At 38.3% G+C, this 17,346-nt stretch carries 14 protein-coding genes; 5 read left to right on the forward strand and 9 right to left on the reverse strand.

What is annotated here, in order from left to right:
• Nucleotides 1-118 precede the first annotated feature (118 nt).
• Both cls and LGQ02_RS20160 read left to right on the forward strand, forming a co-directional pair.
• Complete coding sequence (gene cls / locus LGQ02_RS20155) at nucleotides 119-1,324, forward strand: cardiolipin synthase (RefSeq protein WP_226516064.1); 1,206 nt, start codon at nucleotides 119-121, stop codon at nucleotides 1,322-1,324.
• A gap of 407 nt (nucleotides 1,325-1,731) precedes the next feature.
• On the forward strand, nucleotides 1,732-3,645 hold the full coding sequence (locus LGQ02_RS20160; RefSeq protein ID WP_226516065.1) for a heavy metal translocating P-type ATPase: 1,914 nt from the start codon (nucleotides 1,732-1,734) through the stop codon (nucleotides 3,643-3,645).
• Nucleotides 3,646-4,087: 442 nt separating this feature from the next.
• On the opposite strand, the gene LGQ02_RS20165 is transcribed toward LGQ02_RS20160, so the two are convergent.
• From LGQ02_RS20165 to speE, 6 genes are all read right to left on the reverse strand, one after another.
• The gene (locus LGQ02_RS20165; protein WP_226516066.1) at nucleotides 4,088-4,867 is read right to left on the reverse strand and encodes an alpha/beta fold hydrolase; all 780 of its coding nucleotides are present in this window, start codon (nucleotides 4,865-4,867) and stop codon (nucleotides 4,088-4,090) included.
• A 160-nt stretch (nucleotides 4,868-5,027) separates the two neighbouring features.
• Entirely contained in the window at nucleotides 5,028-5,195 is a 168-nt protein-coding gene (locus LGQ02_RS20170) for a XapX domain-containing protein (RefSeq protein ID WP_226516067.1), read from the reverse strand.
• A gap of 390 nt (nucleotides 5,196-5,585) precedes the next feature.
• Nucleotides 5,586-7,256, reverse strand: coding sequence for an arginine--tRNA ligase (gene argS / locus LGQ02_RS20175; RefSeq protein WP_226516068.1), 1,671 nt, complete (start codon nucleotides 7,254-7,256; stop codon nucleotides 5,586-5,588).
• Nucleotides 7,253-7,702, reverse strand: a complete 450-nt coding sequence (locus LGQ02_RS20180) for a YwiB family protein (RefSeq protein ID WP_226516069.1) — start codon at nucleotides 7,700-7,702, stop codon at nucleotides 7,253-7,255. Before LGQ02_RS20180 ends, argS begins: the two co-directional genes overlap by 4 nt.
• A 445-nt stretch (nucleotides 7,703-8,147) precedes the next feature.
• Nucleotides 8,148-9,020: an agmatinase gene (gene speB / locus LGQ02_RS20185; protein ID WP_226516070.1), complete on the reverse strand. Its 873-nt coding sequence runs from the start codon at nucleotides 9,018-9,020 to the stop codon at nucleotides 8,148-8,150.
• 13 nt (nucleotides 9,021-9,033) lie between these two features.
• The gene (gene speE, locus LGQ02_RS20190) at nucleotides 9,034-9,861 is read right to left on the reverse strand and encodes a spermidine synthase (RefSeq protein ID WP_226516071.1); all 828 of its coding nucleotides are present in this window, start codon (nucleotides 9,859-9,861) and stop codon (nucleotides 9,034-9,036) included.
• Between the two features lie 204 nt (nucleotides 9,862-10,065).
• Between speE and LGQ02_RS20195 the strand changes: the two genes are divergently transcribed.
• Entirely contained in the window at nucleotides 10,066-12,150 is a 2,085-nt protein-coding gene (locus LGQ02_RS20195) for a transglycosylase domain-containing protein (RefSeq protein ID WP_226516072.1), read from the forward strand.
• A gap of 216 nt (nucleotides 12,151-12,366) precedes the next feature.
• Here the strand turns inward: LGQ02_RS20195 and LGQ02_RS20200 are convergent, their stop codons facing one another.
• On the reverse strand, nucleotides 12,367-12,891 hold the full coding sequence (locus LGQ02_RS20200) for a YwhD family protein (RefSeq protein WP_226516073.1): 525 nt from the start codon (nucleotides 12,889-12,891) through the stop codon (nucleotides 12,367-12,369).
• 228 nt (nucleotides 12,892-13,119) lie between these two features.
• Here LGQ02_RS20200 and LGQ02_RS20205 point away from each other — a divergent pair, with 228 nt between their 5' ends.
• Both LGQ02_RS20205 and LGQ02_RS20210 read left to right on the forward strand, forming a co-directional pair.
• Entirely contained in the window at nucleotides 13,120-13,305 is a 186-nt protein-coding gene (locus LGQ02_RS20205) for a 2-hydroxymuconate tautomerase (RefSeq protein ID WP_226516074.1), read from the forward strand.
• A gap of 262 nt (nucleotides 13,306-13,567) precedes the next feature.
• Nucleotides 13,568-14,971 carry an IS110 family RNA-guided transposase gene (locus tag LGQ02_RS20210; RefSeq protein WP_226515085.1) on the forward strand — a complete coding sequence of 468 codons (1,404 nt, stop codon included), beginning with the start codon at nucleotides 13,568-13,570 and terminating at the stop codon, nucleotides 14,969-14,971.
• Nucleotides 14,972-15,369: 398 nt separating this feature from the next.
• Here LGQ02_RS20210 and LGQ02_RS20215 read toward each other — a convergent pair whose 3' ends face one another.
• Together LGQ02_RS20215 and LGQ02_RS20220 are read right to left on the reverse strand one after the other, a co-directional pair.
• Complete coding sequence (locus tag LGQ02_RS20215) at nucleotides 15,370-15,870, reverse strand: YwgA family protein (RefSeq protein WP_226516075.1); 501 nt, start codon at nucleotides 15,868-15,870, stop codon at nucleotides 15,370-15,372.
• Between the two features lie 2 nt (nucleotides 15,871-15,872).
• Nucleotides 15,873-17,177 carry an HD domain-containing protein gene (locus LGQ02_RS20220; RefSeq protein WP_226516076.1) on the reverse strand — a complete coding sequence of 435 codons (1,305 nt, stop codon included), beginning with the start codon at nucleotides 17,175-17,177 and terminating at the stop codon, nucleotides 15,873-15,875.
• Nucleotides 17,178-17,346: the final 169 nt, after the last annotated feature.

Genomic DNA, 17,346 nt, shown 5'->3' on the forward strand with positions numbered 1-17,346 from the left:
AAAATTGGTTGAAATGGATTTTAGTGGGGAATAAGAATAAAGATTAGTAAATCAATTGGTTATTGCACAAACTTATACTTACAATGAGTCTATTTGTTATGTTAGGAGAGGTCATCCTGTGACAGTCTTTCTCACCATTCTCGTTATGATCCTTTTATTTTTTGTGTGGGTTACAGTCGATATATGGATCGGACGGAAAATCCACAAATCAAGGGTCATTCCATATAAACCTTCACCTGAAAGAAAGAGTGATGCTCATTTCTTTTCACATGGCGATAAATTATTCGATGATATGTTAAAAGAAGTATATGATGCTAAAGATCACATCCATATGCAATTTTATATTTTTCGTAATGATTCAATAGGTAATAAAATGTTAATGCGTTTAATGGAAAAAGCACGTGAAGGAGTAGAAGTGCGCCTGTTAGTTGATTGGATCGGAAACAGTTTACCAAAAGAAAAGGTAGAAGAGTTAAGAAAAGCCGGAATTTATTTCACGAAAGCAAATGCTCCTCAATTCCCTCTTCTTTTTTTTAGCTTGAATTTCCGGAATCACCGAAAAATCACCGTTATCGATGGCGATAAAGCGTATATCGGCGGATTTAATATTGGTGATGAATATTTAGGCCGTGACCCTAAAATGGGCAGATGGCGCGATTACCATTTACGTGTGACTGGCGAATCTGTGGCTGATTTACAAAAACAGTTTTTACTTGATTGGGAAAGAGCGAGGAAAGAAAAGGTTGGACAAGAAGATCGATATTTTCCGCCCTTAAGAGAGGGACCACTTACAATGCAAATTGTTCCAACTGACGGGGCTCATGTCATTGAAAAGATTTTAACGATGATCGACCAAGCAAAAGAGTTTGTTTTTATTGGCACACCTTACTTCATTCCTGAAAAACAAGTGCTAAATAAGCTCATCTCACTTTCAAAAAATGGGGTTCGAGTACAAGTATTAATACCTAAATATCCTGATCATCCCCTCGTGAAAGATGCCGCATTCAATTATATTAAGACACTTTTAAATACTGGCATTGAAATTCGACAATTTTATGAAGGGTTTTACCATTCAAAGGCGATTATCGTTGATGATAAAATTGTCGATATTGGTACAGCCAATTTTGACAAACGAAGCTTCCATTTAAATCATGAAGTCAATTGTATTATTCATGACCTAGATTGGATCAGGCAAGTAAAAGAAGAAATTGACGACGATTTTTATAAAAGTAGTGAAAAAATTACATTTGACCATATAAAACAACGGTCTATTTTTGATCATTCAAAGCAAATAGTAGCCAAAGTGTTATCTCCTCTTATGTAAAGCAAGTGAAACTTCCCTCAAACAGGAAGTTTCACTTTTTTTCGTTCGGGATATATCATTATAAATAATCATTATTATCTAATAATCAACTTATTTAAAACGATTATAAATTATTGGCAATTTTTTTTGCCTTACTGAATAAAGATATATTGACCACCTTTTTTTCAATAACTCTGTTAAAGTTTAGTGAGCTTCGAGATACCTCGTCCATACACGAATATGTGTTGCAAGGGGCGACAGACTTTAACAAAGCCTTTCCGATAATAAGAAATACATTGATATAAAGCTGAAAATTGAAGGATGTAAAACATGATTTATTGCTGTCACCATTTAGGTGACAGCAATTTGTACTTTCAAAGGGGAATGAAGATGATTCTATTTCTCAATTAGAAGAAAGGGGTAGGAACATGAATACATGTACACATAAGAAATCCACATTTTTTGATGGCAACTCTAATGTTTGGAAGCATCGGCAATTGATTCTTTCACTTGCTGGCGGGCTATTTTTACTTATCGGATTTTTATTTGACCAAGGAAACATGTACACGGCAGCCGTATCATTTTACATTCTTGCTTATGCGATTGGAGGCTTTTACAAAGCAAAAGAAGGCATTGAAGATCTTATCGAAGACCGTTCATTGAATGTAGAGATCTTAATGATTTTAGCTGCGATCGGAGCCGCATCCATTGGCTATTGGAGCGAAGGTGCGATATTAATCTTTATCTTCTCATTAGCTGGTGCACTAGAAACATACACGCTACAAAAGAGTGAACGTGATTTATCAGCTCTAATGAAATTAGCTCCAGAAGAAGCGAATTTATTAGATGAACAAGATGGAATTCGTACGGTGTCAGTTGATGAACTGCAAATTGGCGATCGAATATTGATCCGGCCTGGTGAACGCGTTCCTGCTGACGGAGAGTTGATATCAGGTGAAACAACTGTTGATGAATCAACCTTGACCGGTGAACCGATTCCAGTTAGTAAAGTTGAAGGCGACCAAGTATACAATGGGACGATGAACGGAAAAGGATCCATGACTGTAAAAGTAACAAAACGCAATGCAGATTCCTTATTCCAAAAAATGATCAAGCTCGTCCAAGAAGCAAAAGCTGAACGCCCTCCCGCCCAACAATTCATTGAAAAAATCGAAGGACCTTATGTCATTACTGTATTAGTAGTTGTTACTCTTATGCTTATCATTCCATTTACTTTTTTAGGGTGGCATTTTGAAGATACATTTTATCGGGCAATGGTCCTGCTCGTTGTTGCCTCCCCTTGTGCTGTCGTTGCTTCGATTATGCCAGCGCTTCTTTCAGCGATTTCTACTGGGGCTCGAAACGGTGTTTTAATGAAAGGAGGCGTTTATTTAGAACAATTGTCAAAAGCAAACGTCATTGCATTTGATAAAACCGGGACAATAACAACCGGCAATCCAACGGTCACGGATGTTTACATCGAAGGTAATGATGAAGATATTTTTGAATCAGTCGCCGCGATCGAACAACAATCGAACCATCCACTAGCAAAAGCTCTCTATCAACATTCGATCAAACAGTCGGCAAAATCATTGCCTTCTATTTCAACCATTAACGATTTAACTGGTTATGGTGTTGAAAGTAGCATTGATGATGTGAAGTGGACGATTGGTAGCTCGACGCTTATGGCCCGAACGATATCAGGAGCATTCCCTCGCGACTTCACAAATCTCGAAGAAGAGTGGAGGAACTCAGGGAAGACCATTGTCTACATTGCACGAAATGATCAGTTTGTCGGAGCATTTGCGATTAAAGATGAAATTCGTAAAGATGTTAAGCAAACATTAAAAGAATTTGAAAAGCTCGGGATTAAGACAGTGATGATTACAGGTGACCAAGAGGAAACAGCTGCATTTATCGCGAAAGAAGCTGGACTTAATGATTGGATCTCAGAATGTCTTCCAGAGAAAAAAGTAACAGAAGTTGTAAAACTTAAGGAAAAGTATGGTTCTGTTATTATGGTTGGAGATGGAGTTAACGATGCTCCCGCTTTAGCAAAAGCAAACATTGGTATTGCGATGGGATCAGGGACTGATATTGCCATTGACACCGCTGACTTTGTACTCATGAAAAGCGAGCTGAATAAAATTCGACTCTCTTTTCAACTATCCAAAAGGTTAAATCGAATTATTAAGCAAAATCTTGTTTTCTCAGTCTCTGTCATTTTGCTGTTAATCATTGCGAATTTTGCCCAGCAGTTAACGTTACCGTTAGGTGTCATTGGGCATGAGGGAAGTACATTACTCGTGATTCTTAACGGGTTAAGGCTTTTAAAAGCTTAGTCAACCATGAAAATAAGCAATCTCAATAATAGAAAACATATTATGATAATTTATGAAGGTAATTGTTATTCGTTCGCTACAGTCACACTCGCTTTCACCTCAAGGCACAAGTGCGACATCCGCTCTAGCTGCGCTCCACTTGCTATCGCGGTGTCTTCTTTGCCACGGACGATCCGCAAGCCTCCTCGTCCCGTAGCTATTTATGATGATTCATTCAAGTCTGCGCGGTCTCGCCTGGCTCGTTGTTCCGTCATGTGCCATGGTTCGAAAATCACTTCGCATGGCTGTTTCGATGCTAGTTGCTGTAGTCTCGCAACGGGCTTCCAAGCTTAGTTTAATAATAAAATTGAGTCATTTTCAATCGCCATAGTGCGAATGTGATTAGTACGCTAAAAAGCGGTTGACCGCAGAAGTGCCACGCACTTGTTGGTCAGCCGCTCTTTTAATTGATATTTCTAATAAATTCTTTCATTATGTGGTTTAAAGCATGTCCTTTTTTGGTCGGTACTTGATGACCTGTTTCTCCTACTAAAACCATTGATACATCCGTTTTACAATGAATTCGAAATAAATGACGGTAATGATGTACATAGTCATCTCTTTCACCGTAAATGAGAAGTACCGGACATTGAATATCTTTCAATCGTTCTGTTGATTGGTATGCTAGCCCCATACGGTAATACTGCTCTAATACTGCAGGAGACGTTCTTCTGACGTAATCTCTTAATTCTGCAAGCTTCTCTTTATCTTTTTCGTGAGCGATTGCTAGAACGTAAGAGATAAGTGGCATTTGCTTTAGCCTTGTGGCAACTATACCAGAGCGGAATTCATTACGTAGCAAAAAGCTATTCACCTCAGAAAAGGCACCAATCATAATGATACCCTTTACTCGAGATGGATGCCGAATCGCTATTTCTTGTACAATCGACCCTCCGTTTGAATAACCACAAAAAAAGGCACACTCAATTCCAGCATGATCCATAACACGGATAAGGTCATCAGCAATGAGTTCCATCGTGATCGGACGATCGTCTAATCCACTCCGGCCATTTCCCCGAAGGTCAACTCCGATAACCTTAAAGTCTTTTTGTAAGCCTTGCTTTTGCCTACGAAAGGTGACATGCCCCATTCCTGGTGGATGGATAAAAACGATTGCTTTTTCTCCTGAACCTTCTACTTCATAATAAATATGAGCTTCATTAATTCCTTCTGTCGTTGGCATACGTTCAACACTCCTCGCACACTTCCTTGACTTTTCATACTGTCAGTAGTTTGTGCGAAAACATGAAAAACATGCCGATTCCACTTCTATAAAAGAACAATTCTCAAACGTTTACTTCTTTTGTCTGAGGGCCGCTTTCTAAAAGATTGTTATTTTTAGGTTATCCCATGAATTGACTTACCCACTGGAATAGCTTGTATCCGAAATAAATACCGAAAATACCCATTATTCCCGGCAATGCTGGTGGTGCTGGAATCGGTAGCTTAATAAAAGCAAAAACAAACCCTACAATTAATCCAGCTAATAACGCTAATAAAACTTCTTGCATAACAATCATCCTTTTTGTTTACGTTTTCAAAAATACATTGATTTCTGTTTAGTTTGGAACTTTTTATCCTATTCTATCCTAACAGAAAGAGGTACGTACATCTACACTTTTTTAAGTGTGTTCTAAATTTGTTCATCGCTTTTACTAGTTTGTTCACCACTTTCTTGATTTGTTCACCACTTTCTTGATTTGTTCACCACTTTCTTGATTTGTTCACCACTTTCTTGATTTGTTCGTCACTTTTTCAGTTTGTTCACCTCTTTCTCAATTTGTTCACCTCTTTCTTGATTTGTTCACCACTTTCTTGATTTGTTCACTGCCTTCTCTCTTTCATATAAAAAGCCTCATCGAGCTATATAAAGCTCAATGAGGCCATTTTTCATTCTATGATTACATTTTTTCTGGAGCTTCAACACCGACAAGTGTTAATGCGTTAGAAATTGTGCGTTTCACTGCTTCCATTAATGCTAGGCGCGCTTTTGTTAGTTCAACGTCGTCTTCATTAATGACTTTCTCCGCGTTATAGAAACTGTGTAATGCTTGTGCAAGTTCGTGAACATAGTTTGTAATGCGGTGAGGGGCACGCTTCTTTGCTGCGTCAGCAACAGCGACAGGATACTCACCTACTTTTTTCATTAGCTCTATTTCTTTTTCTGCAGTCAGTCGCTCAAAGTTCGCATCTGCGTTTCCTTCAAATCCAGATTCTTTTGCTTGGCGTAACATGCTGCAAATTCTTGCATGAGCGTATTGGACGTAGTACACAGGGTTTTCATTTGATTGAGATTTTGCAAGTCCCATATCAAAGTCTAAGTGTGTATCGGCTGCACGCATGGCAAAGAAGTATCTCGTTCCGTCTGTACCTACTTCATCCATTAAGTCACGCATTGTTACAGCTTTACCAGTACGCTTACTCATTTTCACACGCTCACCGTTTTCAAATAAGTTGACCATTTGGATAATTTGCACATCTAACTGATCTTTTTCAAACCCTAACGCTTGAATTGCTGCTCTCATACGAGGAATGTAACCGTGGTGGTCAGCTCCCCAAATGTTGATGAGTTCTTCAAAGCCGCGAGCAAACTTATCTTTATGATAAGAAATGTCTGGCGTTAAATATGTGTAAGAGCCATCTCCCTTAATTAACACACGGTCTTTGTCATCGCCATATTTTGTTGATTCAAACCAAAGCGCTCCATCTTTTTCATATGTTTCTCCGCGCTTTTTCAATTCCTCTAATCCTTCTTCGACTTTACCTGATGTGTAAAGCGTCGTTTCTGAATACCAATTATCGAAAGAGACACGGAAGCTTTCTAAGTCTTCTTTTAGTTTATCTAGCTCTCTTTTCAACCCATATTCTCTAAAAAATGCGAGGCGCTCTTGGCGATCATTATCTTGAAAACGCTCACCATACGTTTCAACGATTTCTTTAGCGAAACCAATGATATCTTTGCCATGGTAGCCATCCTCTGGCATTTCCATTTCTTCTCCTAACTCTTGGAAGTAGCGTGCTTCAAGAGAAAGAGCTAAGTTTTCAATTTGATTCCCTGCATCATTAATATAATATTCTCTTGCAACTTCAAAGCCTGCTTTTTCTAAAATGTTACAAAGAGAGTCACCCACTGCGGCTCCTCTTGCATGACCTAAGTGTAACGTTCCTGTCGGATTTGCAGATACAAACTCCACTTGAATTTTCTTTCCTTCTCCGACATTTACTTTGCCGTAGTCATCACCTTGTGTAAGAACACTCGCGACAACATCAGACAAGTAAGCTTGTTTCATAAAGAAGTTAATGAATCCAGGCCCTGCAATATCAAGTTGTTTTACACTTGCAGCTTCTTGATCAAAATTGTTAACGATATCTTCTGCAATCATTTTTGGTGCTTTTTTCGCAATTCGAGCAAGCTGCATTGCCATATTTGTTGCAAAATCACCATGCTCTTTATCTTTCGGTGATTCAATGACAACATCAGGCATCTCATCTTCTGTTGCTAGGCCTGCTTTTGTTACTGCTGCGACAATTTCTTGTTTTAATTGTTCTTTTAGTTGTTCTACTTGGCTCATTGTCGTTCAACTGCCTCCTTTATATTTACGCGTAAATCATATTCCCCTGTGTTTTCGCCTTGAATCTCAAGTGTGTATGTGAGTCTGATTGCACCTTCTGCTTCTTTTTCATCCCAATGAAAGCTAACTTCGTCTGTTTTCGTCAACATCGACATTGCACCTAGTGGGCTATTGTATACCCCCTCGGTCGTCGTTCCAGCGATAAAGCGCTGGTTCATCGAGAACGCACCTTTTCTAATAACTCTCATTTCATTGTCTTGTATTTTAACGGTTTGTGTCGTTGCTTCATAATCTTCATCTTGTTTTGGTTCGATAAATTTCAAATAAACAGAGGAACCTTTTTCAATGATTTGTCCGTCAACACAAAATTCATTTGTTTCTTTTTCCTTTCCGTCACGAATCGTCGTATTCATTGTGATCGTGACTGGACGTCCGATTGAAGACATGCTTTTCCTCCATTCTAACCAATTAACTAAATAAATAATGTTTTAAAATATTCTTCTTATAACTTAAGTATTATATCGAAAAAACCGTACTAAGTTCAAGCATTCGGAAGGAATGAAGGGAGTTATTTTTTCCTGTTATAGGCTTGTTTGCCCCTTTTTTATACTTATACATTTATTTTTGTTCGTTTAATAACTTGAAGGAGAAGGTTTGAAGAGGTGTTTTTGGATGGCAGTTGTCTGACCTTGCTTATTGACTCTTCCACTCTTTTTTTCTTGAGAATTGAAGGGTACCTTTTTGAACCTGCTTCAGCTGAACCTGCTTCAAACCTGTAGGGTTCAATTTATGAATAAACGGAAGAAATCACGAATAATAACAAACCGAAAGTGAATAAATATACACCAAAAATAAAATGTAAAGGCGGAACCCACCCGCCTTCACAAAATATTATTTCGTCCATCCTAAAAGCATTTCACGTACAAATTTACTTGCAGCAATCGCCGTTTGCTCTGAGTGATCATATGGCGGGGCAACTTCTACTAAATCACAGCCGACAACATTAATATCTGAAGTAGCAATTGCTTGAATGGCATCAAGTAACTCTTTAGAAGAAATGCCACCTGCTTCTGCCGTACCTGTCCCTGGCGCAAAAGCTGGATCTAGAACATCGATATCAACCGTGACATAGGTTCGACGTCCCTTTAGCTTTGGCAAAACTTCCTTTAACGGTTTTGCGACTTCATACTTTGCCATGTACATTCCTGATTCTTTTGCATATGCGAACTCTTCCCGCATTCCAGAACGGATCCCAAAGGAGTAAACATTCTCTGGGCCAATTAACTCACATGCTTTACGGATCGGTGTGGAGTGAGACAACGGCTCCCCTTCATACTCTTCACGTAAATCGGCATGGGCATCGATATGAATAATAGCGAGGTCTTCATATTTTTTTAACATCGAACGAATAATTGGCCAACTAACTAGATGTTCTCCACCTAATCCAATTGGGAACTTTCCATCTGCTAAAAGCTTGTCCATGTACTCTTCAATCATGTGGATGCTCTTTGCTGCATTCCCAAAAGGAAGGAGCATATCACCGGCATCGTGAAAGCGCACTTCCTCTAAATGACGGTCCATATAAGGGCTATATTCTTCTAATCCAATTGAAGCTTCCCGAATGCGGTTTGGCCCAAAGCGTGAACCTGGTCGGAAACTAACCGTATAATCCATCGGCATACCGAAGATGACTACATCACTTTCTTCGTACGTACGGTTTCCCATTATAAATACTTTTCCTGAATATCCTTCGTCAAAATACATCGAATTTGCTCCTCTATTCCGTTAAGTCTTTTACGAATTTAGGCAGTGCAAATGCTGCTTTATGAATGTCTTTTGTATAGTATTTCGTATCAAGATCATGAAAACGATCTTCAGTAACTTCAAGTGGATCATATTTTTTGGACCCGATCGTAAACGTCCATAATCCACTCGGGTATGTTGGAATGTTGGCTGTATAAAGTCGTGTGATCGGAAACGTTTCTTTCACATCACGAAATGCGTCTTTAATGAGGTCCTGATGGAACCAAGGGTTGTCTGTCTGTGCAACAAATACGCCATCTTCTTTCAAAGCTTTGGAGATCCCTTCGTAAAACCCCTTTGTAAACAAATTCACTGCAGGTCCAACTGGCTCTGTTGAATCAACCATGATGACGTCATACGCATTTTCACTTTTTGCAATGTGCATAAACCCATCATCAACTTTCACTTCTACTCGAGGGTCATCTAACTTTCCTGCGATTGTCGGCAAATATTTTTTCGAGTACTCAATGACTTTACCATCAATTTCTACGAGCGTTGCTTTTTCCACTTCAGGGTGTTTTAAAATTTCGCGAATAACACCGCCGTCGCCACCGCCAACGACAAGGACATGCTTTGGCTCTGGATGAGTAAAGAGCGGAACATGCGCAACCATTTCGTGATAAACAAACTCATCTTTCTCTGTTGTCATAACCATTCCATCTAACAAGAGCATATTGCCAAATTCGGCTGTCTCAACCATATCAAGCTGTTGGAATTCTGTTTTTTCACTATGATACGTGCGTTTAATTTTTGCTGTAATACCAAAATCTTTCGTCTGCTTTTCTGTAAACCAAAACTCCATGTTTTCTTCACCTCATTATCATCTTTCCACTTATATAAACATGCAACACATTGAATTGATACCTTTATGTTCCAAAAAAAAGTATAATGCATCCACTTAAAAATAGGAATAGTTTTCTCTTCTTGGAGTATATTGCCCATCCAGATGTGGAAAACTGTTTAAGCAAATAGATGAAATTTTTTCCACATCGTGAGGTGGGCACCAATGGAAGTATTAACGCGCAAAGCATATCATAGACGAAAACGATTAATTGGTACGATTTTAAAAACAACAACGCTTTTCTTAACATTAAGTTTAGGGGCTGTTGCTGCAACAATTGCCTATGCGTATCAGATGGAACCTCCATCTTTATCTGTACCTGAAACAACCGTCATGTATTCAAGTGATAGTGAAGTCATTGGTGAATTACATAGAGGACAAAATCGTCACTGGATCCCGATTGAAGATATGGGAGAAGAAATTATCGAAGCGACATTAGCAGTTGAAGATCGACGCTTTTATAATCATTATGGGTTTGACTTTTTCCGAATTGGTGGAGCCGTGCTTACAAACTTAAGGTCAGGAATGAAAGTGCAAGGAGCTAGTACGATTACACAGCAATATGCACGAAACTTATATTTGCATCATGATAAAACGTGGACTCGGAAGTTCCATGAAGCGATGTATGCCTTAAGGCTTGAGCTTCATTATACAAAAGAAGAAATTCTGGAAGGGTATTTAAATACCATTTATTACGGACATGGAGCATATGGTATTGAAGCTGCTGCTAACCTTTATTTTCAAAAAAATGCAGATGAATTAAATGTCGCAGAAGCAGCAATGTTAGCAGGAATTCCAAAAGGGCCGAGGATATACTCTCCTTTTATTAATGAAGAAAATGCAAAAACTCGTCAGGAAACAGTATTAATGACGATGGAAGAAGCATCTTTTATTACAAACAATGAGAGGCAAACATGGAGCGAATATTCATTTAGTTTTGCAAGTAACGAAGAGATTCAAGCAAAAAAAGTGGCTCCATACTTTCAAGAGATGGTAACGAAGTGGCTTGTGGATGATTTAGGATTAGAACCAGAAGTCATCGATAATGGCGGTTTGGAAATTCATACTACCTTAAATGTTGACATGCAAAAAACGGCTGAAAAGTTAATAGAAAAACAGCTCGCGAATAAAGAAGATCTCCAAACTGGCTTTGTTGCTCTTAACCCTCGTAATGGAGAAGTACTCGCTCTCGTTGGTGGAAGAGATTATGAAGAAAGTCAATTTAATCGAGTAACTCAAGCAAGTCGGCACCCTGGTTCAACGATCAAACCGATTCTTTATTATGCCGCATTAGAAAACGGTCTACGTCCAAATTCAATGCTAAAAAGTGAAGAAACGACGTTTATTTACGATGAGGGAAGAGAAGAGTATTCTCCAAGAAACTTTAACCATAAATTTGCCGATGATTATATTACAATGCTTCAAGCACTAGCAATTTCCGATAACATTTTTGCAATGAAGACACACTTTCTACTTGGATTTGACACGCTTATTAAAACGGCAGAACGTTTCGGAATTGACCGAGAATTTACACCACTTCCTACACTAGCTTTAGGATCTCAAAATGTCGGAGTTTTAGAAATGACAAACAGCTATAGTCCATTTGCTAATGGCGGTTTTTTAGTCGAACCTCATTTTGTAACGAAAATTACTGATCGGGATGGTGAGGTATTGTATGAGGCAAATGTAAATCGGAAAAAGGAATTAAACCCTGCTTATACAGCTATTATGACAAATATGATGGAAGGAATGTTTGAGGCGAGTTTAAATGCTTCACACGCATCTGTCACAGGCGGAAGCCTTGCACACTTGTTTGATCGACCAATCGCTGGAAAAAGTGGATCAACTGACGCAGACAGTTGGATGATTGGCTTCACCCCTCAACTATTGAGTGGCGTTTGGGTTGGTTACGATGAAGGTCAATGGTTACAACCAGGTGATGAAGCCGTAGCGAAAAACGTCTGGGGGCATTTTATGAAAGAAGCTCTCGAAGATGAATTAAAGCTATCTTTTCAAAAGCCACAAAATGTTGTTGAAGTAAACATCAACCCTGAAAATGGCCTACTTGCTACAGATGCTTGTCCAGTCAGTCGAAAAACCGCTTTTTATGCCGGGACAGAACCTACCGAGCATTGTTCAGAGCATATTGATTCTAGTGAAATAAAAGAGGATAAAAAGTTTGATCCACAGAAAAAAGAAGATGAGAAAAAAGAGAAGTTCTTGGACCGACTCATTAAATGGTTTGAGTAAGAAAACTTTAGTGAAAAAACAATCAATAAGCCGCCTGAAAATAACGTATAAGTGTATAAAAAAACAGACGAAGGAAAACTTCCCTTCGTCTGTCTTTTTGTCTTAGTATTTCATGTGTCATTTTTAAGTTTACTCATTTTCCTCATTTTTGACAAGATTACTTTCGTCTGTTCACAATTTGTTCACATTTTGTTTTTGTGCAAAAACAAATTGATGCTAAGCGTCCAAGTCTTCTTTCAATTGATCATCAGAACGTTCCCACATTCCTTCATCAAAAGATTTTAAGTATTCTTTAAGAATCCCCTTAGATTTGTCATCCATTTGTGAAACGATAATTCGTCCTTTTAACGATTTATCCATGTTATTGACATGCTCAGGAAGACTCTTATAACCACGGCGAATTTCACGGTCGACTGTCAATTCACATGCTGTTACTCCAACATAGGCTGCTCCGCCATTTTTCGCATCTGTTGTCACCCAAACGAGCCAGTAAGGCTTTCCGTTTGGCACTTGGTCTTTTTCATTTAAAAATTTAATTCCCTTTTCAACGGAGCTTCTTGCATGGAGCGCGCCCATATCAACAAACGCTTCTCCCTCTTCCACGTCGATGAATAAAGGAGTTACGTTATTTAAATTTAAAACACCTGCTCCATAACCTCCGTGGCCGTCTGTTGAGTCATTGCTTAATATGTTAAAGCCTTGGCCTCTTTTTTCGCCTTTTTTCTTATCAAATAAATCCATTTTCGGTCCCTCACTTTCTTTTATAAAACGTTTTTTTCTAGTTTATCATAGAAGTTTTCATGTTACACACATTGGAAATGTAATATTGCTATCTGTATAAGTCCATCAGTTAAAGCTTGCCTATAAAAGTCTATCCTGATAAACAGACATGGGGAATTTTGAGTTGGTTTGCTTAAGATGTGGTACGATAAAGAAGGAAGTTTTACATAAACAAAAGGAGCGATTGAGATGCCGATTGTAACTGTAAAGATGATTGAAGGTCGTACTGATGAGCAAAAGAAAGCACTCGTAGAAAAAGTGACTGAGGCCGTTAATGAAACAACGGATGCGCCAAAAGAAAAGATTGCTGTCATCATCGAAGAGATGTCACCAAACCATTACGGCGTTGCTGGAAAACGTATTAGTGACCAATAAGTAAAAGTTACGATAAAGAAAACTCGGCGATTGCCGAGCCTTTTGGCGAAGGGAAAGCCGTAGTTGCACTTATACTTCACACTTAAAAATTTTCACTACGTCGAACATATTCTTCGCTAAAATTTTATAGATTCTGGTGTATGAAATAATGTAATTACCAATAAAAAACATAAAAAATCCCCAGCGACTTCAAGTAAGATTAAAGTACCTGACAAGGAACTCAATCTCATCACCCACTCACAAAAATGGAGGTTGAAGTCATATGGGGACTAGTAAAAGTTATCATATTCAAGGCAAAAAAGGAAGTTTATTTCGAGATCAATTGAGAGGAGTGGACTTAGAAAAAGTACTCATCGTCTCTATTGATGCAGCGAAACTTCATCAAAAGGCCTTGATATGCAACTACTTTGGCGATGTTATTGAGAAACCATTTTTCTTTTCTGTCAATACAGATGGAATATCTTACTTATGTTCAAAGATTAATAATGCGATTACGAACAATGACGCTCAAAGAATTTTCCTTGGTGTTGAAGCTACTGGACATTACTATGAGGATATTGTCCGTGAGCTTGGCTATAAAGGATTTGGTGTTAAAATATTCAATGCTTATACTACCTTCGAGGAGCGTGCTAGCGCACTGAATTGGTGTAAGACAGATGATATAGACCTCGTAGCCCTTGCCCACTGTATTAAGAATAATAAAGGCACTGAATTTACTTTGGCAGAAGGTATCCAGCGTCAACTTCTTACCTTCACAAGAGTGAGGAGACAAGAAATCAGAAAGCGCTCTTCTCTTCAAATGGAGATCCGGGTGTTAATGGATCACATTTGGCGTGAATTTCAAGGCTATGCCGTCCAAGAAGGAAACAAACGGAAAAAAGTTAAAGTTTTTAGCGACTTTTGGGGGAAGTCTTCCCTCTTCTTCATGAGTCATTTTCCACATCCTTCTTATATCCTTGAGCTAGGAGAAGTAGGGCTTCTAAGGCTTTCTAAGGAACACAATTTGAAATTGCGTAAGAGTACAATTGAAAAGCTCTTGTATGTGGCAAACCAGGCCCTTTCTCGCTCGCTTGCAGAGCTTAGACCAGAACTAGTTGTACTTAAAACTAAGCTGGAAGATCTAGAAAGGGTAAACAAAAATATCCGTTCATTTGGACAAGAGATTGAAACACTCCTTCTTCAAACGGAGGGCAAGCTCCTTCTGTCTACTCGTGGTATCGGCGTGGTCACCGCTGCAGAACTTTATAGCGAAATAGGTGATATTTCTCAATACGAGAACCCTGGACAAATCATTAAAAAAGCTGGAACTAATCCTATCATGAAACAATCAGGTGGTGGAAAAGGGTATTTTGGGCGCATTTCGAAGCAAGGAAATCCTCACCTTCGTTATATCATTTATAACCTTGGTCGTTGCCTATCTATGCACAATAAAGATCTACAACCATTTGTAGCGAGATTAAAAGAAAAAGGAAAACACGCTCGTAAAGTTTTTATTGCCTTAGGGAACAAGTTTATTAAAATTGCCTTTGCGATGCTTCGTGATAAAAGGCCATTTATTTCGAAAGTAACACCATATGAAATCTTAGAAGAAATCAATAAAAAACTATCATACAACTGTCTGATAAGTACAACTAACACAAGTCATAAAACTTTATCAGCTGCATAATTAAAAAACAAATAAAGTTACCACTGCTTCTGAGGTCGAGGTGAGATCGGATCAAAATTCTAGAGGCATTCAGACCTCGAAGTTAAGCAATATCCACCTCGTCCTGTAAATGCGAATTGTACGTTAATGAAATCAAAAGATTGTACTTATGCCAGAATGCATCCCTACAGTATTGAACACGAGGATAACGACTTCAGACTTGAGAAGTAGTGGTTAACTTTCATAGGGTTCTTTGTCAGTCGCTTTCTTATTACCAATTATCACCAATTATTAAGACGGGTTTATTTGGTATAAACAAAAATCTAAAAAAAGTATTTGACATAGTACGCTTAACGTGCTAAAAAGAGGTTGTCCATAAAAGGTGCAAGCACTTACGGACAACCTCGTTCTATTCTGGTTTAATTCACTTCACGTAATGATTCAATAAATTGATACGCTTCTTCAATTTCTTCATCACGATAATTTGACTTTGCTTTTAAAGTATAGACCTTTTCTTTTACTTCATCTTTTGGTAAATCTTCAAAGTATAAGACCGTTGAGACGAGCTCAAGAAATCTTGAGCTTTGCTCATTTAATTGATTTAATACTTCCCTTTGCTTCGGTAATTCGTAAGGAGACATTGCTAGGAACTCGTCCCCTTTTTCAGAAAGGCCATATCGATATTGGTAATAGCCACTCTTTTTTTCCTTTATTTCTGATACAAACTGTAAATGACACATCTCTTCCATACGCAATGTTAGTTCTTCGGAGTAGGGTCCATAAATATGAAACTGATATTTTTCGAAAAATGGAAAATTTAATTTTTTCGCTATATAAATAAGCTTCTGTAGTTTCTTTCGTCCAACGACCTCACCTGTTTGTTTAAATAAAGCCAAAAGCTTGGCATGTTCTTGTAACAACGTTATCCCCCCTGAGTCATTAACAAAGTTAAAATCTGTTTTTTCTCATCTTCAAATGTACGAAAGTCTTCTAACAAGTCTTTTGGAAAATATAATTTATGATCCGTTCTTTTTTTGCCGGAAATGGCTTCAACGACATCTGATTCACGTGACAATTCACGAAGCTCTCCACTCGGTTTTAGTAGATGGATTGGCAGACGCTCTTCCTCTTCTCCAGGACGATAAAAATCGTATGGAAGATCTGATGAAGAATCAATGACTAAGTAATACGCAGGGTCTAAGCCGACTTTTGAAAAAAGTTGCATGAGCTCTGGCCATATTTTCATTTGTTGACTTGGGTCACATTCCACATACTTAAATAACCTGCGATTCATATAACGAACACATAGATCTCGTAAAATTTCATCTTCTTCGTCTTGCCACTCTTGGAAATAGTATAAAATAACAGATTCATCAAGTCTTAAATAATCTCTTAATGTGATGCTTCCGGAAAAGAGCGAGTAAAAATGTTTTGGCTCGTCCTTAAACGTATACCCTTTTTCGTACAAATCTTTCGCTCTGTGTAATATTTTGCTTAAAATGACCTCAGCACTTCTTGTTACAGGGTGAAAGTACACTTGCCAATACATTTGATATCGGCTCATAATGTAATCTTCGACAGCGTGCATCCCACTTTGTTTAAACACAGCTTGGTCTTCTGTCGGACGCATGACACGTAAAATTCTTTCCATGTCAAAATGACCGTAGCTTACACCTGTATAAAATGCATCTCGTTGTAGGTAATCCATTCTGTCGGCATCAATCTGGCTAGAAATTAAACTAACTACTAGCTTGTTCGGGTACGTTTTCGCAATAACATCAGCTACTTTTTTCGGGAATTCATTACTGACTGTTCTTAAAACGTCATTAATTTCCGTATCCCCTAAGATAATTTCTTTGGTCCATTGTTCATGATCCATATGAAAGACTTTTTCAAATGAGTGAGAGAATGGTCCGTGACCAACATCATGAAGTAAAGCCGCAGACAAGCAGACGAGACGCTCTTCTTCATCTAACGTTTCTTTCTCTTCGATAATCTCGACCATACGTTTCATAATTTCGTATACACCAAGTGAATGGTTGAAACGAGTATGTTCTGCTCCATGAAACGTTAAGTATGTTGTTCCTAATTGACGAATCCGACGCAGCCTTTGAAATTCGCTCGCTCCAATTAACTTCCAAATGAGTTCATCACGAACATGAATATAACGATGTACTGGATCTTTAAATACTTTTTCTTCATCTAACTTTTTGAAACGGCTCGCCATGACGAGGCTCCTCCCTACTCTACTTTCTATCTATTCGTTCGTGTGATTTCCTAAGTTGTCGTACACTCTATTGATTTCATTATACTAAAATCCAATACGAAAAAAAGAGAACTTTCCACAAAAAATTTCAATTATTGACAGAGAAAGCATGAACACTGACTAAAAAAAA

The organism is Bacillus shivajii (genome assembly GCF_020519665.1).
In the GTDB taxonomy this organism is placed as follows: domain Bacteria; phylum Bacillota; class Bacilli; order Bacillales; family Salisediminibacteriaceae; genus Bacillus_CA; species Bacillus_CA shivajii.